The following is a 23,385-nucleotide window of genomic DNA, read 5'->3' as shown; positions in this document are numbered from 1 at the left end:
CGATGCGATCGGCTCTCCCCCATGGCTGAAACGCACTCGGCGGCTCCCGCCGGCCTTCCTCTCAACACCAAGGTGAGGGAAGGCGGGAGCCGTCCCCGCTCCAAGGGCTGGACCGGCGCCCTGCCGCTGCTGGTGTTCGTCGGCCTGGCCTTCGGCATCCCGACCGTGGCGCTGCTCGGCGGGGCGTTCACGGCGGACGGCGCGCCCAGCACCGCCAACCTCACCGCCTCCCTCAAGGGCGCCTACCTCACGGCGCTGCTCGGCAGCGTCAAGCTGTCCGCGGTCGTCGCCGTCGCCGGAGCCGTCGTCGGCACCTTCCTCGCCCAGGCGGTCGTCACCTCCCGGTTCCGCGCCCTGCGCGAGGCCGTGCTGACCGCCTCCGGCGTGCTGGCGAACTTCGGCGGCGTCCCGCTGGCCTTCGCCTGGACGGCCACCCTCGGCAACTCCGGCGTGCTCACCCGGCAGCTCAACCTGGGCGACCACGGCTGGAACCTCTACAGCTTCTGGGGCCTCGCCCTGGTCTACCTGTACTTCTCGGTCCCGCTGATGGTGCTGGTCGTCGTGCCGGCACTGGACGGCCTGCGGCCGCAGTGGCGGGAGGCGGCGCAGAACAACGGCGCGAGCGCGTGGCAGTTCTGGCGCTACGTCGGCATCCCGGTGCTCACCCCGAGCCTGCTCGGCGGCGTGGTCCTGCTGTTCGGCGGCGCCTTCGCGGCGTACGCGACCGCGGCGGCCATGGTCGGCACCGTGGTCCCGCTCGTCACTTTGCAGATCGCCGACGCGCTCACCGGCAACGTGCTGATCGGCCACGAGAACGTGGCACTGGCCCTCAGCCTCGACATGATCGTGGTGGCCGGCCTGGTCATGGCCGTCTACCTCCCCCTCCAGCGCAGGAGCGCCCGATGGCTCCGCTGACCCCCCGCCCGCACGCGGCCCCCGACCACCGGAGCCCGCGATGGCCACGCTGACCCCCACGGTGCTGCCCGACGCCGGCGCCCCGGCCGCGCACCCCGGCCGCCCGCGCCGCGTGCGCGTGTGGCGCGGCGTGGTGCTGCTGGTGGCCGCGCTGTACTTCCTGACGCCGCTGCTCACCTCGTTCGTGTTCACCGTGAACGACCCGGCGCGCGGCTTCACCCTGGACGCCTACCTGGAGATCTTCTCGGCCGAGGGCTTCGTCCAGAGCCTGCTGCTCTCTCTCGGGCTCGCGGTCGCCACGATCGTCGTCGTGCTGGCCCTCACGCTGCCGGCGATGCTGGCCGTGCGGCTCAGCGCGCCCCGGCTGCGGCCGGTCATGGAAGTGGTGTGCACGCTGCCGCTGGTGGTGCCGCCGATCACCTTCGTGGCCGGCATCAGCACGGTGCTGCGCTGGGGGCCCGACTACCTGGCCACCACACCCTTCTACCAGACGATCATCGCCGTCCAGAACCCCGCCTTCCCGGCGGTGCTGGTCATCGCCTACGTCGTGCTGGCGCTGCCGTTCGTCTACCGGGCGCTGGACGCCGGGCTCGGCGCGATGGACGTCCGCACGCTGGTGGAGGCCGCGCGCAACTGCGGGGCCTCCTGGCCGCACGTGATGCTCCGCGTGATCATCCCCAACCTGCGGACCGGCCTGGCGAGCGCGTCGTTCCTCACCCTGGCCCTGGTGCTCGGGGAGTACACCGTGGCCCGGCTGCTCGGCTACCAGCCGTTCCCCGTGTGGATCGTCACGATCTCCGGCTCCAACGCCGCCATGTCGGTCGCCGTATCGATCTTCAGCCTGCTGTTCGCCTGGCTGTTGCTGCTCATCCTTTCCACCGCCGGCAATAGGCAAAGGAGTGGTTCGTGAACGGGGCTCGGGTGGAGTTCCGGGGGCTTCGCCGCGCGTTCGGCGCGACCGTCGCCCTCGACGGCCTCGATCTGACCGTCGAACCGGGCGAGCTGATCGCCCTGCTCGGCCCGTCGGGCTGCGGCAAGACGACGGCGCTGCGCTGCGTCGCCGGGTTCGAGAGCCCCGACGCCGGGGCCGTGCTCGTCGACGGCGAGGACATCACCAACGTCCCGGCCAACCGCCGCGACGCCGGGATGGTCTTCCAGTCCTACAGCCTGTTCCCCAACCTGAACGCCTTTGACAACGTGGCGTTCGGGCTGCGGGTGCGCAAGGTGCCCGCCGCCAAGCGGCGCGCCCGCGCCGCCGAGCTGCTGGAGCTGGTCGGCCTGCCCTCGCACGGCGACCGCTATCCGCACCAGCTCTCCGGCGGCCAGCAGCAGCGGGTGGCGCTGGCCCGCGCGCTCGCCCTGGAACCGCGGGTGCTGCTGCTGGACGAGCCGCTGTCGGCGCTCGACGCCAAGGTCCGGGTCACGCTGCGCGAGGAGATCCGGCGGCTCCAGCTCTCGCTGGGCATCACGACGATCTTCGTGACGCACGACCAGGAGGAGGCCCTGTCGGTCGCCGACCAGGTCGCGGTGCTCAAGAGCGGGCGCCTGGAACAGGCCGGGCCGCCCGCCGAGATCTACAACCGCCCCGCGACGCCGTTCGTGGCCGAGTTCGTCGGGACGATGAACCACCTTCCAGGCCTGCTCGACGGCCAGGAGGTGCAGGTCGCCGGGCAGCGGCTGCCCGTCCACGGCGCGACGCCCGGCACCCCGGAGGTGGACGTGCTCGTCCGCCCCGAGACCGTGCTGGTCACCGCGGCGCACGACGGCGAGGCGCTGGTGGTGACCAGCTCGTTCCGCGGGTCGTCGGTGCGGCTGCTGCTGCGCCTGGCCGACGGCACCGAGCTGCTGGCCGACCTGCCCGCGCACGACGCCGCGCGGCTGTCCCCCGGCGTCCAGGCCGCCGTCCGGCTCGTCGAGCGCCCCGTCCTGGTGGCCGCCCGCACCCCGGCGGCGACCCCGGCCACCCCGGCCACCGCGGTGGCCGCCGCCGAGTAGGCCGCTTGACGGCCCGGTGGCGGTTCGCAGGACGACCGCCGCCGGGCCGTTATGCGAGGGAGGCCGCCGGGGGGCGCGCTCTCGGTAGGCTTGCCGTCCCGAAAAGGTGCATAGCGGTAAGGCGACGTGGTGAACAACCTAGGTCCGGGCGACCCCCTCCAGATCGGCCGATACCGGCTGCTCGGCCGGCTGGGCCGCGGTGGCATGGGCACCGTGTACCTCGGCCAGGACGAGACCGGGCAGCGGGTCGCCGTCAAGGTGATCAACCACGAGTACAGCCAGCACGACCAGTTCCGCGTGCGCTTCCGCCGCGAGGCCGAGGCGGCGGGCCGGGTGCGCCGCTTCTGCACGGCGGCCGTCCTGGACGCCGCCCTCGACGGCGACCAGCTCTACGTCGTCACCGAGTACGTCGACGGGCCGAACCTGTACGACGCCGTGCGGTCCTCAGGGCCGCTGCGCGGCTCCAGCCTGGACGCGCTGGCCGTCGGCGTCGCCACCGCCCTGACGGCCATCCACAGCGCGGGCGTCGTCCACCGCGACCTCAAGCCGTCCAACGTGCTGCTCTCGCCGGTCGGCCCGCGCGTCATCGACTTCGGCATCGCCAGGGCCCTGGACACGCTGAGCGGGATCACCGGCACCGGGCAGCTCATGGGCACGCCCCGGTACATGGCTCCGGAGGTGCTGCGGGGCGCTCCCGCCTCGCCCGCCTGCGACGTGTTCTCATGGGGCTGCCTGGTCGCCTTCGCCGCCAGCGGCCGCACGCCGTTCGGCGGGGAGTCCCTTCCCTCGATCGTGTACCAGGTGCTCAACAGCGAGCCCTCGCTGGAGGGCATGGAGGCGGCGCTGCGCGGACTGGTTTCGGCGACGCTCGACAAGGACCCAGCGCGGCGGCCCACCTCGCAGCAGATCCTCGACCACATGGTCGGCCGCACCACACCCGAACGCGCCCAGCACACGGTCGTCCAGACCTGGCAGGCGGAGCGGCCGGAGGCAGGACACCCGGAGGCGGGGCGTCCCGGTCAGAGCACGGTGTACCCCGGCCAGAGCACGGCGTCCCCCGGTCAGACGCCCGCCCACCCGGCCCCGTTCTCCACCTTCGCGGGGCCGCCGCCCACCGCCCCGCTCACGGGCGGGCAGACCACGGCCGCCTGGCAGCCGCCCGGCCAGGCGCCCACCGTCGCGGGACAACCCCCCACTATCTCAGGGCAACCCCCCACCATCGCAGGACGACCGCCGACCGTCGCCGGGCACCCTCCCACCGTCGCGGACGGGACCGCCGGGCCGGAAACCGGCTGGCCGGGGGCCGGCGGGGCTGGGGCCGGCGGGGCGAACCGGCGTACGCGGCTGATCGGGCTCGCCGTCGCCGGCGTCGTCGTGCTCGCCGCGGGCGGGCTCGGTCTGCGCGCCTGGCTCACGCCGTCCGGGCCACCCACCGAGCTGAGCTACCTCTACCGGGACGACTTCAACGACAGCGGCACCGGCTGGGGCGGCAGCGCGTACACCGGCCAGGAGTACAACACCTACGGCTACGCCTCCGGCGGGTACTACGCCATCGACGTGACCGACGAGCGCGCCGAGCGCATTGAGACGGCCCCGCTGCCGTTCGTCCCCAAGCAGCCCGCCACGCCCGATCCGTCCGCGACCCCGACCCCGACGACGCCCGAGCAGTTGCTGATCACCGTGACGACGGGCGTCCGCGAGTCCAAGGGGCCCGGCGAGTACGGGCTGTTCTGCCGGGCCGACCAGGAGTCGCGGCGCAGCCGGTACGAGTTCCTGCTCACCGCGCAGGGAGAGGCCCGCATCCGCCGGGTCACCAAGGGCACCGGCGGCAACCTCACCACGCCGGTCAAGGTGGGCGATCTGTCCAAGGGCGCCACCCTGCAGGCCGAATGCGCCGCCACCGGCGAGGGGGTGCGGCTGCGGATGTGGGTGAACGGTGAGGCGGTGCAGTCCTACGTCGACGACTCCGGCGCGCCCGCGAGCCTGCCCAACGGCGACGTCGGCTTCCTCGCCCGCGTGCCGGACAAGGCCGGCGCGACGCTGAAGACCTCCTTCGACGACTTCGTCGTCCAAGGCCCCTCCCCCAGCGCCTCCGGCCACGGCTGACCGCACCACACGAAATCCGAGCGGGTGCACCAGGCTGGGCGCCGTAGGGTCGGCGCCGGCATCGCCGTACCACGACCCGCCGACCCGGCGCCGATCACCTCCAGCACATACCGGACGGGAAGCCGTGCCCGCTGAACGTAGGTACCGAACCGGCAGGCGAGGGCCGGCCGGGAGGATCAGGTGGTCGCCGGATGGCGAGCCGATCACCTCCAGCACATACCGGACGGGAAGCCACGCTTGCCGAACGTGGTCGTCACCAAACCGCAGGCAAGGATCGAGCGGAGCGGAGCCGGGAGGATCAGGTGGTCGCCGGATGGGAGCCGGCAGGGACGGGGGCGGGGGCGCGGTTGAGTGCGGCGGCGCGGGCGATCTCCTCGGCGATGACCTCCCGCGTGGGCCAGGTGGTCACCGCGACCGCCATCAGGACCAGGCCGCACAGCGCCCAGGCGCCGACCACGACCGGCACGGGGAACCGTTCGGCGAACGCGCCGGCGGCGAGCACGGCCACCGCGTGGGTGAGCTGGATGCCGCCCAGCATGATGCCGAAGGCACGGGCGCGGTAGGCGTCGGGCAGCATCTGGACGAACAGCCCGTTCAGCGGGACCAGCACCGTGTTGACGGCGGCGGCCGCCAGGAGCACCAGCGTGAGCACCACCGGGAACGGCGGCGCGGCCAGGACGCCCACCAGCAGCAGCGGCCCGGCGAGCAGGAGCGGCTTGAGCAGCCGCAGCCGCCGCTCGGGACCGGTCATGCGGGTCACCAGCGCCCCGATGACGGCGCCGATCGGCAGCGCGGCCATCAGCAGGCCGGTGATCTGCGAGCCGCCTCCATAAGTGGGCGCCCACGCCGCGGCGAGCCCTTCGGGGACGATGGTGATGCCCACCACGCTGAACACCACCACGGCGGTGGGCCGCATGACCCGGTGCCCGAACACCAGGCCCAGCCCGTCGCCGGTCTCCCGCAGCAGCGAGCGCCGCGCGAGGTGGGTCACCGGGAGCGGCCGGGGACGCACGCCCCGCCAGAGCAGCAGTGTCGACAGGGCGAACGTCGCGGCGTTGATCAGCAGCGCGGCGTGCGGGTCGATGGCCGTGACCGCGCCACCGACCGCGTACCCGGCGACCTGCGCGGCCTGGCCTGCCATGTTCTGGAAGGACAGCCCGACGACGTACCGGTCGCCGGTGAGCAGTTGCGCCACCATGGCCGAGCGGGCCGCCTGGAACGGCGGGGTGAGCAGCGAGGCGCCGAGCAGCAGCAGGAGCAGTCCGGGCATCGGCATCCCCGGCAGGGCCATGAGGCCGACCAGCGCCATCCGCGCGACGTCACAGATGATCATGACGCGGCGGTACGGGTAGCGCTCGGCCAGCGCCGCGAGCACCGGCCCGCCGGCCACCCAGGGGAGGTAGCTGATGGCGAAGCCGATGGCCGACAGCAGCACCGAGCCGGTGTCGGCGAAGACCAGGAAGGTCACGGCCACCTTGGCGAAATAGTCCCCCACCCAGGACAGGACGGCGGCGCCGAACAGCGCGCGGTACTCCGCCACCCCGAACACGTCCCGGAACGTCGCCGGCCGGTCGCCCGCGTCGGCGTCCGCGTCGGCACCCGCCTCCCCGGTGACCGGTTCCCGATGTTCTCCGGCCTCGATCTCTCCACGCTTTTCGCTCACCGGCGTCCGTCCTCGTGTCAAGGGTCGCAGGTGGCGTGGTCCAGCGTGGGAGCCCGCGTCACGCCCGTCGGGTCGGCATAGCCCCCCACGACGCCATGTCGCATTTCTCCCTCTTCGACATGGCAAGGCTACAAAAAGTCATGATTACAGAACGAGGAGAGGTCTGTGGGACATTCTGCCGTGGATCCCTGGAATACCGTGGGGTCCCCCCTAGCCACCCCTATTGCCTCTTGAGCGATATCTCCCCCTGAATCCCGTTCAAGGGCTTATGAGGGGTAATCGACGCTGTTGACACAATACGTTCCGCTTCCGTCACCAGCGCCGCCAGCCGGGCGCCGTGCGCGCCCCGCCAGTACACCCGGGCGCACACCGCGCAGCGCGCGAAGGCGTCGTAGCTGCGCCGCGTGCCCGGGCGCAGCGCCGGCGCCACCCGCTCCTTCGGGACCGCCGCCAGCCGTCCGTTGCAGGCCGTGCATCTCGTCCAGGGCGCCAGCGGCGGGGCGAACCGTTCGAGGACGTCCTCGAACTGCTCCTTCGGCCGCGCGCCGCGCACGTAGGCCCCCAGCCACAGGCTCCGGCGGCACAGCAGCCCGCGGTCCTGCGTGAGCAGCACCCGCCGCTCGGCGTTCGCCCAGGCGATCAGCGCGTCGTCGTCCCGGTCGTTCTTGTACGCGGCGTCCACCCCGACCACCCGCAGCCACCGCGCCGGCGTCCCCAGATGCACGTCCAGCAGGAACCGATGCTCCGGCACCGTCTGCGGCCGCCGAACCCCGAGCACCGACACCACGGCCCCCGCCCCCGGCCGGAACGACGGCCCCACCGGCCGGCCGTCCACCTCCAGCCCGCCCACCTCGGTCAGCGGCACCCCGACGGACTCCACCACATGCCCCACCGACGACGTCCCGTCATAGGCGACGACGACGTCATCGGCGGCCCCGGCCCCCAACCGCCGGTGCCGTCCGGCGAGGAACACGCGGAGCCCGTCGTCGAGCCGGACCGCCAACTCCCCCACACCGTCCAGCATGCCAGGCGGGCCTCACGCCGAGCTTCTGACCACCAGCTCCGCCGGGAGGATGACCGAGGAGACCGGGCCGCCGTCGAGATGGCGGAGGAGGAGGCGAACGGCGGCGCGGGCCAGGTCGGCCGGGGAGGTGCGGACGGTGGTGAGCGGCGGGACGGTGTAGGCGGCGGCCTCGGCGTCGTCGAAGCCGACGACCGCGACGTCCTCGGGCACGCGGCGGCCCGCCTCGCGCAGGACGCTCAGCGCGCCGACCGCCATCAGGTCGCCGGCCGCGAAGACCGCGTCCAGGCCGGGATCGTCCTGGAGCAGCTCGCTCATGGCCCTGGCCCCCGACGAGCGGCTGTAGTCACCCATGGCGACCATCGACCGGCGCCCCGCGTCGCGCAGGCCGTCGCGGTAGGCGGCCAGGCGGTCCTGCGCGGCGGTGCCCTCCAGCGGGCCGCAGATCATGGCGATCCGGCTGCGCCCCTGGGCGAGCAGGTGGGCCACCGCGGCCCTGGCGCCGCCGGCGTCGTCGCTCGCGACGTAGGGGACGGTGATGGGGGCCGAGGGCCGGCCCAGCGAGACGATGGGGACGCCTGTGCGCACGAGCGCGCTCAGCAGCGGGTCGGCGCCCGCCGTCGAGACGAAGACCACCCCGTCCAGGTGACCGGCCCCGACGTGCTGCTCGACGCGCTGCCGGCTGCCCACCGAACCGCCCAGCATCAGCGTGACCTGCTTGCCCGACGCCTCCAGGGAGTGGGCCGCCGCCCGGACGACGGCCGCGAACAGCGGGTCGTCGGCCCCGTCGGGCGACCCGGGCACCACCAGGCCGACGGTGTCGGTGCGCTGGGTCACCAGGCTGCGCGCCGCGGAGTTCGGCACGTAGCCGAGCTCGTCCACGGCGTTCATGACGGTCTGGCGGAACTCCGGGCTGACCGTGGCCTGCCCGTTGATCACCCGCGAGACCGTGGAGCGCGACACGCCCGCCCGCGCGGCGACCTCCTCCAGCGTGGGACGCCTGGCGCGCTCCCTCCACAGCCCGTTGCGCCGGATCACCTCGCGGTACCACAGGCCGCTGTCCTTGAGCAGCCTGCGCTGGCTTTCGTAGTCGACGTGCACGATGCCGAACCGCTTGCTGTACCCCTCGGCCCACTCGAAGTTGTCCAGCAGCGACCAGACCAGATAGCCCCGCAGGTCGGCCCCCGCCTCGATGGCGGCGTGCGCCGCGCGCAGGTGGCCCTCAAGGAACGCGGTGCGGTCGGCGTCGTGCACCCGCTCGCCGCTCACCGCGTCGTCGAAGGCGGCGCCGTTCTCGGTCACCAGCAGCCCGACGCCGGGGTAGTCACGCGTGAGCCGCAGCAGCAGCGCAGACAGGCCCGTCGGCACGATGGGCCAGCCGGTGGCCGTCGTCGGGGCGTAGGCGCCGGTGAACTCGATGTCCTCGGTACCGGGGTAGGCGGGGTTGGCCGGCTCACCCGGCCCGGACCGCACGACGCACGGGGTGTAGTAGTTGACGCCCAGCAGGTCGATCGGCCGGCCGATGGCCGCCAGGTCGCCGTCGTGGATGTGGCCGAGCCCGGCGACGCGCTCGATGATCGGCAGCACCCGCTCGGGGTAGCGCCCGCGCAGCACCGGGTCGAGGAACTGCCGGTTGATCAGCGCGTCCACCCGGTCGACCGCCTCGGCGTCCTCGGGCGACAGCTCCAGCGAGGGATCGTTCACCTGGCCGGGGGTCAGCACGGGCGCCAGGTTGACGGGCAGGGTGATCTCCTTCGCGCCGCCGCCGCGCAGCACCTGCACGCCGAGCCCGTGCGCGAGCAGCATGTGGTGGGAGGCGCGGAAGGCGTCGGCCCAGGATGTGCGGCCGGGCGCGTGGACGCCGATGCCGTACCCGAGCACGGCCGCCACCCACGGCTCGTTGACGGTCATCCAGGTGCGCACCCGGTCGCCGAGCCGGTCCTGCACGATCTTGGCGTAGTCGGCGAACCGGTACGCCGTGTCACGGTCGGTCCAGCCGCCGCGGTCCTCCAGCGCCTGCGGCAGGTCCCAGTGGTAGAGCGCCACGTACGGCGTGACGCCGGCCTCCAGCAGGTCGTCCACCAGCCGCTCGTAGAAGTCCAGCCCGGCGGCGTTGACCGCGCCGCGCCCGTCGGGCTGCACGCGCGACCAGGACACCGAGAACCGGTAGACGTCCAGGCCGAGCCGGTCCATCAGGCGGATGTCCTCGGCGTGGCGGTGGTAGTGGTCGCAGGCGGTGTCACCGGTGTGGCCGCCGGCGATCGCGCCCGGCCTGCGGCAGAAGGTGTCCCAGATCGACGGCCCCCGGCCGTCCTCCCGCGCCGCGCCCTCCACCTGGTAGGCCGCCGTCGCGGCCCCCCAGACGAACCCGTCGGGGAAAGCGAGCGTCTGCCCGCGGGTGGCGGTGCTTGTCACGGACATCCTCTGGAAGCTCCCGTCCTGCCGTGCCTCTGGGCCCTGCCCGTTCCACCCGAACCAGGTGGAACGCGACACAGCCATTCTGGCCGTCCGGCCCTTCCCGCGCACCTCGCCATCGACGCCGATGTGAGCCGGAGGGAAGAGACTGGAGGGGGAACAACCGGGCGGCCACGGGTGGTTGGCCATCGCGAGGCACGGCCTCACGCCCCGCCGCTCGCAGAAACACGATCGCGAAGGAGTTCAGCGCCATGCATGCCATCGTCGTCGCCGATCCAGGAGATTCGTCCGCGCTCGTCGCCACCGAGGTGCCCGACCCAGAGCCCGGCCCCGGCGAGGTGCTCGTGGACGTCGCCGCGAGCGGCGTGAACTTCATCGACGTCTACCACCGCGAGGGGCGCTACCCGCTGCCCACGCCCTTCGTCCCCGGCTCCGAGGGCGCGGGCACCGTCGCGGCCCTCGGCCCCGGTGTGGCGGGCATCGCCGTGGGCGACCGGGTCGGCTGGCAGGGCGTGCTCGGCGGGTACGCCCAGAAGGCCGTGATCCCCGCCGACAGGGCCATCCCGCTGCCGGAGGGCATCGACCCCGAGCAGGCGGCGGCCGTGCTCCTGCAGGGCCTCACCGCCCACTACCTGGCCACCTCGACCTACGCCGTGCAGCCCGGCGACGACGTGCTCGTCCACGCGGCGGCGGGCGGCGTGGGGCTGCTGCTCACCCAGATCGTCAAGCTGCGCGGCGGCCGGGTGATCGCCACGGTGTCCACCGCCGAGAAGGAGAAGCTCGCACGGGACGCCGGCGCCGACGAGGTGATCCGCTACGAGGGCTTCGCCGAGGCGGTGCGCGCCCTGACCGGCGGGCAGGGCGTCCACGTCGTGTACGACGGCGTCGGGGCGGCCACCTTCGACGACAGCCTCGCCTCGCTGCGCCCGCGCGGCGTGCTGGCCCTGTACGGCGCGGCCAGCGGCCCGGTGCCGCCGTTCGACCCGCAGCGGCTGAACTCGGGCGGCTCGCTGTACCTGACCCGGCCCACGCTGGCCCACTACGCGGCCACCCGCGAGGAGCTGCTCGCCCGCACCGGCGACGTGCTGGGCTGGGTGGCCTCCGGCGAGCTCAAGGTGCACATCGGCGGCCGGTATCCGCTGGCGGACGCCAAGCGCGCCCACGACGACCTCCAGGGCCGCCGCACCACCGGCAAACTCCTGCTGATCCCCTGACCCGCCGCTCGTCCCTGGCCATCGGCTCCCTAACGGGGCCGATGGCCATGCGTGATGACCACATACGTTTCTCACCGGGCGCGGCTTTCCACTCCGGCCATGTGCTGGAGATGATCGGCGCCGGGTCGGCGGGGCGTTGTGCGGCGATGCCGGCGCCGGCTATGGCGCCCGAGCCGGTGAACGTTCGTGGCCGGCGCAGAGCGATCCCCACAGATCAAAGCGGTCCGCTCCCGGAAAACGCCGGCGTGGTCAGCCGGAGCCGGCGGCGAGGCCGAAGATCCAGATCCCCAGGTAGACGCCGCCCGCGATCGCGATCACGTGCAGTGCGATGGCCCAGGCGCGCAGCGCCGTCTCGTTCCTCATCGCGTCCTCTCGTCTCAGTGCCGGTCGCCTCGGTGCCGGTCGCTTCAGTGGTGGCCGTTGAGCAGCCGCGCCTTGGCGGCGGCGTACTCGGCGTCGTCGAGCCGGCCGTCGGCGTGCAGCGCGGACAGCCGTTCGAGCCGTCCGACCAGGTCGCCCGGGGCGGCGTCGGCCGGGGCGTTCTCCGGCGTCAGCTCGGCGAATCTCGAACCGTCCGCCCGGGCCGCGCCCGCGAGCCGCGAGGCGTCCCCGGGGGGCGCGTCGGAGGGCCGTGCGGCGTCCGCCGGGGGCGCGTCGGTGGAGCGCGGCGCCGGACGCGCGGGACGGCGGTCCGGCGGCGCGTCCTGCGGCACGTCGCCGGGCGGGTAGTCGGCCTGCGGCCTGAAGTCGCGTCCCCGGCCGCGGCTCCGGTCGTCCTCCCCCGGCAGCACCACCGACCGCGTCCACCGCACGGTGCCCGGCGACGTCCTGTCCGGCGGCGCGGACGGCGCGGGCGCCGTCCCCCAGAACACCGACCGCAGGGCGCTCCGGTTGAACAGTGCCAGCAGCGGCACGCCGCCCATCAGCACGAACACCACGCCGCAGACGACGAACCCCCCATCGACGGAGGAGCCGGAAAAGGCGCTCTCCAGGAAGGCGTAGCCGAGGCTGAGGAACAGGGCGGGCCATGCCAGCATCGTCAGCCGGGGCCCCACCGGCAGCCCGCTGAAGGCGTAGACGAAGATGCCCGCGATGCCGGCGAAGATGGAGGCCGGGACGAGCCAGGCGACGCCGTCCGGGCAGGACGCGGCCACGACGTACGGCCCGCCCGACCCGCAGCTCCCGCCGATGCTCATGACCGCGCGGGACCCCAGGAACAGAACGGTCATGCCGCACGAGACGCCGCCCAGCCCCACCAGAATGCCGATCGACCGGCGGACGAGCTGAAGGGGGGTGATCACGCTCCGTATGGTAGGGCAGAGTCCCCGTACCAGGACAGAACCCCGTTCTTTCCGTTCTAGACCACAAAGCCGCTGGACCAGCCCGGTTCAGGAGGTGGGGCCGGGTGGCCAGCCGAGCAGGCGGGCGCCGAGGACGGCGGTCTCCAGGGTGAAGCGCTGCGTCGGATCGTCCGGCGAGAAGCCCGTGAGCCGGCGGACGCGCTCCAGCCGGTAGGTCACCGCCCGGGTGCTGATGCCGAGCCTGCGCGCCGCGGCCGTCTGATTGCCCTGCGCCGCGAACACCGCCTCCAGCGTCTCCAGCAGAGGCCCCGCGCCGCCGCGCGCGTTCACCAGCGGGTCCAGGACGGTGGACACCAGGTCCTCGATCGCGTCCCTGTCGCGTAACAGCACCGGGAAGACCAGCAGGTCGGACGCCTTGAGCACCTGCGGGCGCAGTCCCAGCCGCTCCCCCAGCCCGATGGCGTCGCCGGCCTCGCGAAAGGAGGTCACCACCCCGCCCGGGCCGCGATGCGGGCGTCCGATGCCCACCCGCCACTCGCCCGCGAGCGAGCCGCGCACGTGGTGGGTGAACTCTCCGGTGGCCGCCGCCAACGTCCCGGGCGCCACGCAGACCAGCAGCCCGTCCCGGGCCGCGACCAGGATGTTGTGCGAACCGAACCGCGCGATGAGCGCCTGCTCGATGCGGCGGACGATCGGATCGCCCTCGGCGATCGGCTCGGCGTCCTTGGCCACCGCGACGACGTACGCCTCGGCGAACCGCAACCCGAAGTGCTCGGCGCGCTCGGCCAGCCGGTCCGCCCGTCCCTGGAGCAGGTCGTCGATGAACTCCCGCCGCGCCTGCTCCTCCTGCCGCAGGGCACGCGACTGCGCTTCCTCGTATCCCTCGAAATAGGCGCCGAGCGCGCGCCGCACCGCGCCGAGCACCAGCGCCTCGGCCGGTCGGGCGGTCAGCTCGGAGGTGAGCAGGCAGGCGTCGGCCAGGGAGCGCATCGGCACGCCGCGCTCGGCGGCGGCCGTCCCCAGCGCGCGCAGCGCCTCGACGGCGTCCCGGCCGGGCAGGCGGCCGGTCGCGCCGGCCGCGACGAGCACCGGAAGGCACCCTTCGAGCAGGTCGGAGGGCACCCCGGTGGCCTCGCTCACATGAGCGAGAACGTCCATCACACTCCTACGTCGCGCCGGTCGAACGACAGCACAGCGGTCAGGGCGAGCACGGCCGTCCCGGCGAGCAACACCAGGTAGTCCCCCACCGGCAGGCCGTTGGCCAGCGGGTTTCCCTCACTGTAGTAGTGGAAGGGCGACACCCGGCTCAGCCATCTCATCACCTCGATGTCATGGGCCAGCACGGTGACCACGTAGCCGGCGACCGCGTACACGCCCGCCACCGCCAGGGCCGTCCCCTTGCGGCCGGTGGCCGCCCCCACGGCCAGCGCCAGCGTCCCGTAGAACAGCACCAGCAGGTACAGGCCGAGGTGCGCGGCCAGCAGCCTGCCGAAGGGGACGCCGAGGTCCACCACGGCCCCGAGCACGACGAGCACGGCCAGCGACACCGCGGCGACGGCGAGCAGCCCGGCCGCCAGGGCCGCCAGCCGCTCCAGCACCAGCCGCCTGCGGGTCACCGGCAGCGTGAGCGTCAGCTCGAGCGTCCCGGACTCCTCGGGCGCCGCGATCGCCTTGTTGCCCAGGACCACGGCGCACATGATGAAGAGCAAGGGGATGAAAAGCTGGTAGATGACCGCCTGCAGGAAGCCGGCGCCGGAGGTGAAGTTCTCCAGGCCGCCCATGAGCTTGCGGACGCTCTCGGGGTACTTGGCCATGGCGATCTGGCTGTAGAGGTCGGGGTTCGCCCGCATCTGCGGGTAGAACGAGGTGTACATGCCGATGAACGCGCAGATGCCGATCGTCCAGCCGATGAGCGCGCGGCGGTACTCCCGCAGGGTCTTACGCACCAACGTGGGCATGGTGCACGTCCTCGCTGTAGTAGGTGAGGAAGATCTCCTCCAGGTCCGGCTCCGCGGAGATCAGGTGGACGACGGTGAAGCGCGCCGCCGCCTTGATGAGCGCGTCGGGACGGCCGTCGATCGTGCAGCGCAGACTCGCGCCCTCGATCTTCAGGTCGCGCACCCCGGGCAGGTCGCGGAACGCCTCCTCGGGGATCGGCGCGTCGAAGTGCAACTCCACCTTGCGCACCGCCTTCTCCCGCAGCGCCGCGATGTCCTCCACCGCGACCAGCCGCCCGCGCCGGACGATGCCCACCCGGTCCGACACGTGCTCCACCTCGGCCAGGACGTGCGACGACATCAGCACCGTGCGCCCCGCCGTGCGGACCTCCCGCACCATCGCCAGGAACTCCTGCTGCACCAGCGGATCAAGCCCGCTCGTCGGCTCGTCCAGGATCAGGAACTCTGGCTCGTGCATGAACGCCTGGATCAGGCCGACCTTCTGCTTGTTGCCCTTGGACAACTGGCCCATCCTGACCGACAGGTCGGCCTCCAGCCGCTCGGCCAGCGTCTCGATCTTCCCCTTGGCGACGCCGCCCCGCACGCTCGCGAGGAACTCCAGGTACTCGCGGGCCTTCTCGCGGCCCTCCAGGGCCAGCTCGCCGGGCAGGTAGCCGATGCGCCCGCGGACCGCCGCGTCACGCGGGTCGGCGCCGAGCACCCGCACGACGCCGCGCGTCGGTCGGATCACGTCCAGGAGCAGCCTGATCGTCGTCGTCTTCCCGGCGCCGTTCGGCCCGAGATACCCGAACACCTCGCCGGGACGGATCTCCAGACTGAGATCCTCAAGCCCCCGGCGCCTCCCGTAGAACTTCGTCAGCCCTTCGGCCTCCACCACTGCTGTCATGCCCGCATCTTGATCCCCACCCGGACACCACCAACAGCCCAACCCCCGGACACTTACACCCCCCTTCCTTTCCACACCCCGGCAACCACGCCCCCCCCACCCGGTGTGGCCGTCTCCGCCCCTCCCACCCGGACTGCCCGCCCCCGCCCCTCCCGCCCGACCCGGCCGCTCCCACCCAACCCGGCGGCTCCCGCCCAACCCGGCGGCTCCCGCCCTTTTCACCCGACCTGGCCGCATCTGAATGGCGCCGGGTCGGCGGGATGGTGTACGGCGAAGACGGCGCCGCCGTACGGCGGGCTAGCTGGTCAGCGGGTCTCGCCGATGGCGCAGGCGGTGGTGCCGCCGGGGAGGCGGTGGCGGTAGCGGGCGATGAGGCGGTAGACGCCCTCGGCGGCCCAGCTCACCGGGGGCGCCAGCATCACCACGCCGGCCGCTCGAAGGACGGGCCGCGGCTGGAGCGCGAGCAGCACCGCGACGGCCCGTGCCCCCTCGGCGCGCAGACCGTGCGGGCCGAGGAGCTGCACCGACCGGGTCACCTCGTCGAGGGTCAGCCCGTGCTCGGCCAGGTCGAGCTCCTGCCAGGGACGCGTCTCGGGCATGAAGGGAAGGTGTTCGCGGCCGAAGTCCACGCACCGCCGGCAGAAGCCGCAGTCGCCGTCGTACACCAGCATCCGTCGATTCTCGCACGCGCCCTCGACACCTCACCGTCCCCCGGCGGCACCACGGGTGTCTTCGGCGACATGGCGAGAGTGCCTTCGACGGCACCGAGGTCCTCGGGTGACGCTACGGTGCTCCCGGCGGCAGTACGGGGAGACCAGCGGGTGCGCCCTCCTCCAGGAGGCGGAGCAGAGCGTCGGTGTCCACGTACCGTTCGATCAGGTCGCCGAGCGCGTCGAGCTGGCGTTCCCTCAGGGCCGCGAACGAGACGCTGGACGCGGGCACGAAGCGCCGGTCCGCCGCCGCGGCCACCTCCGCGAGGAACGCGCGGCGGAACCCGTCGTTCTCCAGCGCCCCGTGCCAGGTCGTCCCCCACACCGCCCCCACCCGGCACCCGTCCAGAAAGGGTTCCACCTGGTCGAACGGCGTGACCCGGCCATCGGCGGACGGCTCGGTCCCACCGTCGCCCTCGGAGCCGGGCCAGGCGACGGTCACCGTCCCGTGGTGGATCTCGTAGGCGGCGACGCGGCAGCCGTACGCCTCCCCGACCGGCCGTGCCAGGGTCTTCTCGGCGGCGAACTCGACGGAGGCGGGCAGCAGCCCGAGTCCTTCGACGAGCCCGGCCTTCGACTCCACCTCGTCCCGGATCGAGCGGGCGAGCATCTGGTACCCGCCGCAGATGCCGAGGATCGGCCCGCGCCTGGCCACGAGCGCGGCGGCGAGCCCGGTGCGGCGCAGCCAGTCCAGGTCGGCGACCGTGGCTCGCGAGCCCGGCAGGACGACGAGATCGGCCTCCCGGAGCTCTCCCACCTCGGCGCCGGAGGTGACGAACCGCACCACGACGCCCGGCTCGGCGGCGAGTGCGTCCACGTCGGTGAAGTTGGAGATCCGCGGATACCGCACCACGGCCACCCGCAGGACGTCCCCGTCCGCCGGACCCGCCACCGCCGGCCGGGACCGGCCGTCCAGGGCGAGGGAGTCCTCCAGATCCATCCACAGCCCGTCGAGCCAGGGCAGCACGCCGTACACCGGCCGCCCGGTCATCGCGCGCAGCATGTCCAGTCCGGGTTCGAGCAGTTCTCTCGCGCCCCGGAACTTATTGATCAGGAAACCGCTGATGAGCGCCTGATCGCCGGCGTCCAGCAGAGCCAGCGTGCCGTACAGGGCGGCGAACACCCCGCCACGGTCGATGTCCCCGACGACGACCACCGGAATATCCGCCGCCCGGGCCAGGCCCATGTTGGCGATGTCCCCCCGGCGCAGGTTGATCTCCGCGGGACTCCCCGCGCCCTCGCAGACCACGACGTCATACGCGGCGCGCAGCCGCTGATAGGACTCCAGCGCGACCTGCCTGAGACGGTCCTTGTAGGCGCCGTACTCCATCGCGTCGACGTCGGCGAGCGGCCTGCCGAGGACCACCACCTGGCTGCGCCGGTCGCTGCCCGGCTTGAGCAGGATGGGGTTCATGTCCGCCGTCGGCTCCACCCCGGCCGCCTGCGCCTGGGCGACCTGCGCGCGCCCGATCTCGGCGCCGTCCGCGGTCACGAACGAGTTGAGCGACATGTTCTGCGCCTTGAACGGCGCCACGCGCACGCCCCGGCGGGCCAGCCACCGGCAGATGCCCGCCGTGACGACGCTCTTGCCCGCGTCCGACGTCGTCCCCGCGACCAGCAACGTCCCTTTTGGCACGGACCAAGGATGCCAGGGCCGATCACGACACCGAGACCCGCGGTGCCGCGCGATTAATCGAGTGGCCCTCACCTGGGCCTCTGCACTTTGATGGTGTTCATCACCGGCGGCTCCGACGGCTCCATCACCGTCCATCGAGACCGGTCCTATGCGTGCGATGGCCATGCGATGGAAACGCTCCAGGGAGGCGAGGCGGAATGACGATCGTCCCGGCGGCGGGTGTGCGACGTCCCTGGCAGGACGTGCCGGACGAGCTGCGCGACGCCATCGAGTCCCACATGGGGGCGAAGGTGACGCGGGCCGTGACGCAGAGCGGCGGGTTCTCCCCCGGCGTGGCCGCGAGACTGCTCTTTCAGGACGGCAGCCGCGCCTTCGTCAAGGCCGTAAGTCCGACGCCCAACCCGCACAGTCCGGACATCCACCGGTCGGAAGCCCGCGTCGCCGCGCTGCTTCCCCCGCAGGTTCCGGCGCCGCGGCTGCTCGCCTCCTTCGACCTCGACGGGTGGGTGGCGCTGCTCTTCCAGGACATCGACGGCCGCCAGCCCGCCCAGCCGTGGCGGGCGGACGAACTGACGCGGGTCCTGGACACGCTGGACGAAATGGCCGCGCGGCTGACGCCGTCCCCGATCGCCGTCCCGTCCGCCTATGAGCGGCTCACCGGCATGTTCGAGAACTGGCGCACCGTGGCCGCCGCCCGCGACGCGGGCGAGGACGATCTCGCCGACCTGGGCCCCTGGGTGGTGGCGCACCTGGACGACCTCGCGGAGCTGGAGAGCCGATGGCCTGCGGCGACCGAGGGCGACAGCCTCGTCCACGGTGACATCCGGGCCGACAACCTGCTGCTGACCGATGACGAGGTCTTCGTCGTCGACTGGCCGCACGCGTTCCTCGGTCCGCGATGGTTCGACGTGGTCGCGATGCTGCCAAGCGTGCGGATGCAGGGCGGGCCGCCGCCTGAGGAGGTGATCGCCGGGCATCGCGTGGCCCGCGAGGCCGACCCCGCCGCGCTGACCGCCTTCCTCGCCGCGTTCGCCGGCTACTTCGCCTGCCAGTCGCGCCTGCCCGCCCCACCCGGCCTGCCGACCCTCCGCGCCTTCCAGCACGCCCAGGGCCAAGCCGCCTTGGAGTGGCTGCGCACCCGCACCACCTGGCCCTGATACCACGACCAGGCACACCAAGACCTTCCCGTCCCCTGACTCCTACTCCGCGACGTGGGCCGCGCCACGGCCGATCACCTCGGGCGACGGCCACGCCCGGGTTCATGCGCCTCGGCGGCGCCCCCGGTCCAGGGCCCAGGCGGTCGCGACGGCGAGCCCGGCCGCCGCCAGGTTGACCGCGCGGGCCAGCCGTACCGACCTGGCGATGTCCCCTGCCCTCGGATCGCGGCCGTCGCCCAGGACGGGCCGGTGCTCCACCCTGCCGGCGTACACGTTCCGGCCGCCGAGGCGCACGCCGAGCGCCCCGGCGAAGGCGGCCTCGCAGCGCCCGGAGTTCGGGCTCGGGTGCCGCCCGCCGTCCCTGCGCAGCACTGCCGCGGCCCGTCGCGGCGACCCGCCGACCAGCGGCGCCAGCACGCAGGCCAGCGCTCCGGTGATCCGTGCGGGGACGTAGTTGGCCACGTCGTCCAGGCGAGCGGCCGCCCAGCCGAACCGTTCGTAGCGCTTGGAGCGATGGCCCACCATCGCGTCGAGCGTGTTGATCGCCCGGTACGCCAGCAGCCCCGGCACCCCCGCCACGGCGCCCCACACCAGCGGCGCCACGACGGCGTCGGAGGTGTTCTCGGCGATCGACTCGACGGTCGCCCGCGCCAGCTCGTCGGCGGACAACCCGGACGGATCGCGTCCGCACAGGTGCGGCAGCCGGTCTCGCGCGGCGGCGAGGTCGTCCGCCTCCAGGGCGCGCGCCATGTACGCCCCCTCCCGGCCCAAAGTGGTCCCACCGAGCACCGCCCACGTGGCCAGCGCGGTGAGCGCGGTGAGCCCCACGCCCGCCGCCGACATCCCCCGCGAGCCGAGCACCCCCCGCGGCCCGGGCATGCCCCGCGTGTCGAACACCCGCTCCGTTCCGGGCAAGCCCCGCGTACCGAACCCGCCCCGCAGCCCAGGCAAACCGCCGGTACCGAACACGCTCAGCAGCCCAGGCAAACCGCGGGTACCGAACACGCTCCGCGCCCCTGGCGTACCCCGCGTGCTCTGCTTCCCCTGCCTTCCCCGCGTCGACCACTCGGCCGCTACGCCCAGAGCCGTCATCGCGCCGACGCACACGGCCACGTGTCCCACGCCCCGCGCGCGGTCATCCCCGTACAGCCGGCGTTCCACGGCCGCCGCGCCGCGTCCGAACACCGCCACGGGGTGCAGGCCACTTCGCGGATCGGCGAACACGGCGTCCAGCGCGACCCCGAGCGCGATCCCCACGGCCCTGCCCCGCCACGGCGACGTCCTGGACGACACAGGGCGCGCGTCCCCCGTTGTACCTCGGCGGGCGACCGACTTCACGAAAGACACAGAACACTCATTCGACGGAGGATCATTCGACAGACGCTCATTTCGACGGTCGGCTCAGACCAGGTGAGCATGAACCTCATCCACCGCCGGGTGAGCACGGAGCTCATCCACGGCCGGCTCACACCAGGTGAGCATGGAGCTCATCCCAGTTGGCGTCCAGCCAGGCCGCCGCCCTGCGGATGCGCTCCCCCGCGCCCTCGCGCCACATGCGGGCCCAGCCGCCGCCGTCCCGCTCGGCGCGGGCCCGCATCGCAACGTACGAACGGCCGAACCGGAGCCTGCTGACCTCGAGCAACCGGCGCCGGTCGCGGGCCGAGAAGCCGTACGCGTCGCAGAACAGCCGCAGGCGCGGCCCCGCGTTCAGGCGCCGCTGCAGCGGGTCGCGGTCGACGGGGTCGGCGATGGGCGCCCAGTGGCGTAGCACGGTCGCCGCGTCGAACAGCCGGGTCGTCGGGCGTGCCATGTCGAAGTCGATCAGCGCCCACGGCCTCTGGTCGCGAAATATCACGTTTTCCGGGGTTATGTCGCAATGCCCGACCAGCTCGGGCGGCGCGTCGTCCAGCGCCCCGTCGACCCAGACCGCTCCTCGCGGAGGGACGAACCCCTCCACTGCGTCATGGAACCGGCGCACCAGCACCGCGAGCAGCACCAGCGCCTCATCGCTCACCACGTGAGCCTGCAGCGGGCGCGTCGCCGCCTCCCCCGGGACATAGGAGAGGATCTCCCGCCCCCGCTCGTCGACCCCGTACACCCGCGGCACCCGGTCGAAGCCGGCGGCCTCCAGATGACGCAGCAGAGCATGCACGGCCGGACTGGACGCGCGCATCGGCCGCCGCACGGTGTCGCCCACGCGCACGACCCCCTCCGTCACATCACCGCCGTACAGGGGGATCTCAGGAGCTGACGTGCCGACGAACATGGCGCACCAGCATAGTCCTCCCGTTCCCCGCCAGATGACCCCTTCGTCCCAATTTTTCGCCGACCTCGCCACCGCGGCCGCTACTCATAGAAACGGAGCCGCCCGCGACACCACCGCTTCCGCTCAACGGCCGCAGACGCACAGAGACAGGCACGAGCCGTGTAAGCAGCGCCGCACCTGTTCCGCAGGCGCTCGCAGGCGCCCGTGTGAGCACCCCGGAGCGACGCGAGCCCGGCGCGAGGCATCCGCCCGGTGAGCAGGGAATCCAGCGGTGAGGGCGACAGTCCGTCCGAAGCCGGTCCCCCGGACCGACCACCGCTCCAGGTTGTCTACGGTTACCCCATGCCCATCGCGCTGGCCTTCGCCGCCTTCGTCACCACCCTGCTGGGCGGGCTCGTCGCGCAGCGCGTCCGCGACCGGCGGCACATCGTGCTCGGCGCGGCCGCCGGCGTGATGCTCGGCGTGGTGGCCTTCGACCTGGTCCCGGAGAGCCTGGAACTGTCACCCCACCGGCTCCTCGGCGTCCCCGTCCCGGTGCTCGCGCTCGCGGCGGGCTTCCTCACCATCCACGTCGTCGAACGGTCGCTCGCCGTCCACGACGTCCAGGACGGTCACTACGCCAGCCACAGCCACCGGCACTCCGCCGTCGGCCTCGGCGCCGGATCGGCGCTGGTCGTGCACAGCTTCATCGACGGCACGGCGATCGGCGCCGCCTTCCAGTCGGGCGGGGAACTGGGCCTGGTGGTGGCGGTCGCCGTCATCGCGCACGACTTCACCGACGGCTTCAACACCTTCACCCTGACGACCCTGTACGGCAACGCCCGCCGCCGCGCCCTGATCCTGGTACTGCTGGACGCCATCGCCCCCGTGCTCGGCGCCGCGCTGACCTTCCTGGTCGCGATCCCCGAGGCCGTGCTCGCCGGCTACCTGGGTTTCTTCGCCGGTTTCCTGCTCTACCTGGCGACCTCCGACATCCTCCCCGAGGCCCACACCACCGACCACCCCACCCAGGCCACCCTCCTGGCCACGATCGCCGGCACCCTGTTCATGTGGCTGGTCATCGGCCTGGCCGCCCACCATTCATAGAGGCTTGTCCCCCACGGGCCCGGGTGAACGCGTCCGGCACGCGGCCGTGTGACGATTCGGCCGAGAGGGTCAACCCCCCGGTTGAAGGGGCGCGCCCGACTCACCAGGCACGTGTCCCGTTGTCAGGGTCCTCCCCAGATCGCTCCGTCGCGTGCACAACCTGGCGAAACCGGTGCGAGTGAGACCAGCGAACGTGGTGTCGGCCCAAAGGTCTCACGGCGCTCTCGTCGAAGGACGTCTACGCAACGACGAATGTACGAGCGTTGACGACTTGTCGCGACGGACTCCCTTCCACATCGGAGGACGTTCGGTGGCGTTGGTGGGAGTAAACACAATCACGTCCGCTCGGTCAAGGATCTGTCACCTGGCTCGAGGGGGGCCGGAAACCAGACACGCATCCGCCGGGCGATCCCGGACACCGACGTCGCGCGACCAGCGGATACGTCGCGACGAAACCTTCAGCACTCCAGCGCAGGAGAACTTCGTGCCGAAACTTTCACCCCGGTGAGCACGCGCCACGCGAGCGGACTACGCCTTTTCCTCTCACTCCGACCGAAAGTTTCAGTAAGGACTTGACACATTTCAGAAGTGTTTCCAGACTGAGCACCCAGGCCGCCCTTGTCAGTCGGTGGTGCGTGTCGCATGGGCCCTGGCCGCGACGTCCCGTGGTGTGCGTCTCCGTTGCAGACGCGACGTCGAGTCGGCGGATGATTCCGCATTCTCTCCGTTTCCTTATGCATTCTCAGGAGCTCACGCATGGGCATGAACGACCTGGCCCCACCCGGGCCCCGCCGCCGCGTCGGCGGTCTCCGCCAGACGCTGATCGCCGGCGCTCTGGGCGCCCTCGGTCTGACCACCGTGCTGATCGCGCCGGGTACCGCCGGCGCCGCCGAGAGCACGCTCGGCGCGGCGGCCGCGCAGAGCGGGCGGTACTTCGGCACCGCGATCGCCTCGGGCAAGTTGGGCGACTCGCAGTACACCACCATCGCGAACCGTGAGTTCAACATGGTGACGGCCGAGAACGAGATGAAGATCGACGCGACCGAGCCCAACCAG

General features: G+C 72.8%; 19 protein-coding genes. 8 read left to right on the top strand and 11 right to left on the bottom strand.

Features of this window, described 5'->3' with window-relative positions:
* Window positions 1–21: 21 nt before the first annotated feature.
* The 4 genes from ABZT47_RS31960 (at window position 22) to ABZT47_RS31945 (ending at window position 5,016) form a co-directional block, all read left to right on the top strand.
* A complete protein-coding gene (locus tag ABZT47_RS31960) occupies window positions 22–915 on the top strand; it encodes an ABC transporter permease (protein WP_354850446.1) in 894 nt (297 codons plus the stop codon).
* Between the two features lie 40 nt (window positions 916–955).
* Window positions 956–1,825, top strand: coding sequence for an ABC transporter permease subunit (locus tag ABZT47_RS31955; RefSeq protein WP_354850443.1), 870 nt, complete (start codon window positions 956–958; stop codon window positions 1,823–1,825).
* A complete protein-coding gene (locus ABZT47_RS31950; RefSeq protein ID WP_354850440.1) occupies window positions 1,822–2,910 on the top strand; it encodes an ABC transporter ATP-binding protein in 1,089 nt (362 codons plus the stop codon). Before ABZT47_RS31955 ends, ABZT47_RS31950 begins: the two co-directional genes overlap by 4 nt.
* Before the next feature lie 129 nt (window positions 2,911–3,039).
* The gene (locus ABZT47_RS31945; protein ID WP_354850437.1) at window positions 3,040–5,016 is read left to right on the top strand and encodes a protein kinase; all 1,977 of its coding nucleotides are present in this window, start codon (window positions 3,040–3,042) and stop codon (window positions 5,014–5,016) included.
* Between the two features lie 298 nt (window positions 5,017–5,314).
* On the opposite strand, the gene ABZT47_RS31940 is transcribed toward ABZT47_RS31945, so the two are convergent.
* From ABZT47_RS31940 to ABZT47_RS31930, 3 genes are all read right to left on the bottom strand, one after another.
* Window positions 5,315–6,679, bottom strand: coding sequence for an MFS transporter (locus ABZT47_RS31940; protein WP_354850434.1), 1,365 nt, complete (start codon window positions 6,677–6,679; stop codon window positions 5,315–5,317).
* 220 nt (window positions 6,680–6,899) lie between these two features.
* Window positions 6,900–7,691, bottom strand: a complete 792-nt coding sequence (locus ABZT47_RS31935) for a Mut7-C RNAse domain-containing protein (protein ID WP_354850431.1) — start codon at window positions 7,689–7,691, stop codon at window positions 6,900–6,902.
* Between the two features lie 24 nt (window positions 7,692–7,715).
* Window positions 7,716–10,115: a GH1 family beta-glucosidase gene (locus tag ABZT47_RS31930; RefSeq protein ID WP_354850429.1), complete on the bottom strand. Its 2,400-nt coding sequence runs from the start codon at window positions 10,113–10,115 to the stop codon at window positions 7,716–7,718.
* Between the two features lie 251 nt (window positions 10,116–10,366).
* Between ABZT47_RS31930 and ABZT47_RS31925 the strand changes: the two genes are divergently transcribed.
* Window positions 10,367–11,329, top strand: coding sequence for a quinone oxidoreductase (locus ABZT47_RS31925; protein ID WP_354850426.1), 963 nt, complete (start codon window positions 10,367–10,369; stop codon window positions 11,327–11,329).
* Window positions 11,330–11,736: 407 nt separating this feature from the next.
* On the opposite strand, the gene ABZT47_RS31920 is transcribed toward ABZT47_RS31925, so the two are convergent.
* From ABZT47_RS31920 to ABZT47_RS31895, 6 genes are all read right to left on the bottom strand, one after another.
* On the bottom strand, window positions 11,737–12,630 hold the full coding sequence (locus ABZT47_RS31920; RefSeq protein WP_354850423.1) for a hypothetical protein: 894 nt from the start codon (window positions 12,628–12,630) through the stop codon (window positions 11,737–11,739).
* Window positions 12,631–12,717: 87 nt separating this feature from the next.
* The gene (locus ABZT47_RS31915) at window positions 12,718–13,788 is read right to left on the bottom strand and encodes a helix-turn-helix domain-containing protein (RefSeq protein ID WP_354850420.1); all 1,071 of its coding nucleotides are present in this window, start codon (window positions 13,786–13,788) and stop codon (window positions 12,718–12,720) included.
* Complete coding sequence (locus tag ABZT47_RS31910; RefSeq protein ID WP_354850417.1) at window positions 13,788–14,588, bottom strand: ABC transporter permease subunit; 801 nt, start codon at window positions 14,586–14,588, stop codon at window positions 13,788–13,790. The genes ABZT47_RS31915 and ABZT47_RS31910 overlap by 1 nt, the downstream gene beginning before the upstream one ends.
* Window positions 14,569–15,474, bottom strand: a complete 906-nt coding sequence (locus tag ABZT47_RS31905) for an ABC transporter ATP-binding protein (RefSeq protein WP_354850414.1) — start codon at window positions 15,472–15,474, stop codon at window positions 14,569–14,571. The genes ABZT47_RS31910 and ABZT47_RS31905 overlap by 20 nt, the downstream gene beginning before the upstream one ends.
* A 305-nt stretch (window positions 15,475–15,779) precedes the next feature.
* On the bottom strand, window positions 15,780–16,145 hold the full coding sequence (locus tag ABZT47_RS31900) for a DCC1-like thiol-disulfide oxidoreductase family protein (RefSeq protein ID WP_354850411.1): 366 nt from the start codon (window positions 16,143–16,145) through the stop codon (window positions 15,780–15,782).
* Window positions 16,146–16,257: 112 nt separating this feature from the next.
* On the bottom strand, window positions 16,258–17,820 hold the full coding sequence (locus tag ABZT47_RS31895) for a cobyric acid synthase (RefSeq protein ID WP_354850408.1): 1,563 nt from the start codon (window positions 17,818–17,820) through the stop codon (window positions 16,258–16,260).
* A gap of 197 nt (window positions 17,821–18,017) precedes the next feature.
* Here ABZT47_RS31895 and ABZT47_RS31890 point away from each other — a divergent pair, with 197 nt between their 5' ends.
* Window positions 18,018–18,977 (top strand): aminoglycoside phosphotransferase family protein, encoded by a 960-nt coding sequence (locus tag ABZT47_RS31890; protein WP_354850405.1) that lies wholly within the window; start codon window positions 18,018–18,020, stop codon window positions 18,975–18,977.
* 102 nt (window positions 18,978–19,079) lie between these two features.
* Here the strand turns inward: ABZT47_RS31890 and ABZT47_RS31885 are convergent, their stop codons facing one another.
* Window positions 19,080–20,201: a cobalamin biosynthesis protein gene (locus ABZT47_RS31885; protein WP_354850733.1), complete on the bottom strand. Its 1,122-nt coding sequence runs from the start codon at window positions 20,199–20,201 to the stop codon at window positions 19,080–19,082.
* 241 nt (window positions 20,202–20,442) lie between these two features.
* On the bottom strand, window positions 20,443–21,243 hold the full coding sequence (locus ABZT47_RS31880; protein WP_354850402.1) for a phosphotransferase: 801 nt from the start codon (window positions 21,241–21,243) through the stop codon (window positions 20,443–20,445).
* A 342-nt stretch (window positions 21,244–21,585) separates the two neighbouring features.
* Here ABZT47_RS31880 and ABZT47_RS31875 point away from each other — a divergent pair, with 342 nt between their 5' ends.
* Both ABZT47_RS31875 and ABZT47_RS31870 read left to right on the top strand, forming a co-directional pair.
* Window positions 21,586–22,329, top strand: a complete 744-nt coding sequence (locus tag ABZT47_RS31875; RefSeq protein ID WP_354850399.1) for a ZIP family metal transporter — start codon at window positions 21,586–21,588, stop codon at window positions 22,327–22,329.
* A gap of 756 nt (window positions 22,330–23,085) precedes the next feature.
* On the top strand, window positions 23,086–23,385 hold a 300-nt coding region (locus ABZT47_RS31870; RefSeq protein WP_354850396.1), incomplete at its 3' end, for an endo-1,4-beta-xylanase.

The organism is Sphaerisporangium sp. NPDC005289 (assembly GCF_040607455.1).
Lineage (GTDB): Bacteria > Actinomycetota > Actinomycetes > Streptosporangiales > Streptosporangiaceae > Sphaerisporangium > Sphaerisporangium rhizosphaerae.
Note: the sequence above shows the minus strand (reverse complement) of the source record. Positions and strands in the feature narration are given on the sequence as shown.

Bases quoted from the DNA above. Each gene is read 5' to 3' on its own strand.
- ABZT47_RS31960 (WP_354850446.1), top strand. From the start codon at position 22: ATGGCTGAAACGCACTCGGCGGCTCCCGCCGGCCTTCCTCTCAACACC.
- ABZT47_RS31955 (WP_354850443.1), top strand. From the start codon at position 956: ATGGCCACGCTGACCCCCACGGTGCTGCCCGACGCCGGCGCCCCGGCC.
- ABZT47_RS31925 (WP_354850426.1), top strand. From the start codon at position 10,367: ATGCATGCCATCGTCGTCGCCGATCCAGGAGATTCGTCCGCGCTCGTC.
- ABZT47_RS31915 (WP_354850420.1), bottom strand. From the start codon at position 13,788: ATGGACGTTCTCGCTCATGTGAGCGAGGCCACCGGGGTGCCCTCCGAC.
- ABZT47_RS31910 (WP_354850417.1), bottom strand. From the start codon at position 14,588: ATGCCCACGTTGGTGCGTAAGACCCTGCGGGAGTACCGCCGCGCGCTC.
- ABZT47_RS31905 (WP_354850414.1), bottom strand. From the start codon at position 15,474: ATGACAGCAGTGGTGGAGGCCGAAGGGCTGACGAAGTTCTACGGGAGG.
- ABZT47_RS31900 (WP_354850411.1), bottom strand. From the start codon at position 16,145: ATGCTGGTGTACGACGGCGACTGCGGCTTCTGCCGGCGGTGCGTGGAC.
- ABZT47_RS31890 (WP_354850405.1), top strand. From the start codon at position 18,018: ATGACGATCGTCCCGGCGGCGGGTGTGCGACGTCCCTGGCAGGACGTG.
- ABZT47_RS31880 (WP_354850402.1), bottom strand. From the start codon at position 21,243: ATGTTCGTCGGCACGTCAGCTCCTGAGATCCCCCTGTACGGCGGTGAT.
- ABZT47_RS31875 (WP_354850399.1), top strand. From the start codon at position 21,586: ATGCCCATCGCGCTGGCCTTCGCCGCCTTCGTCACCACCCTGCTGGGC.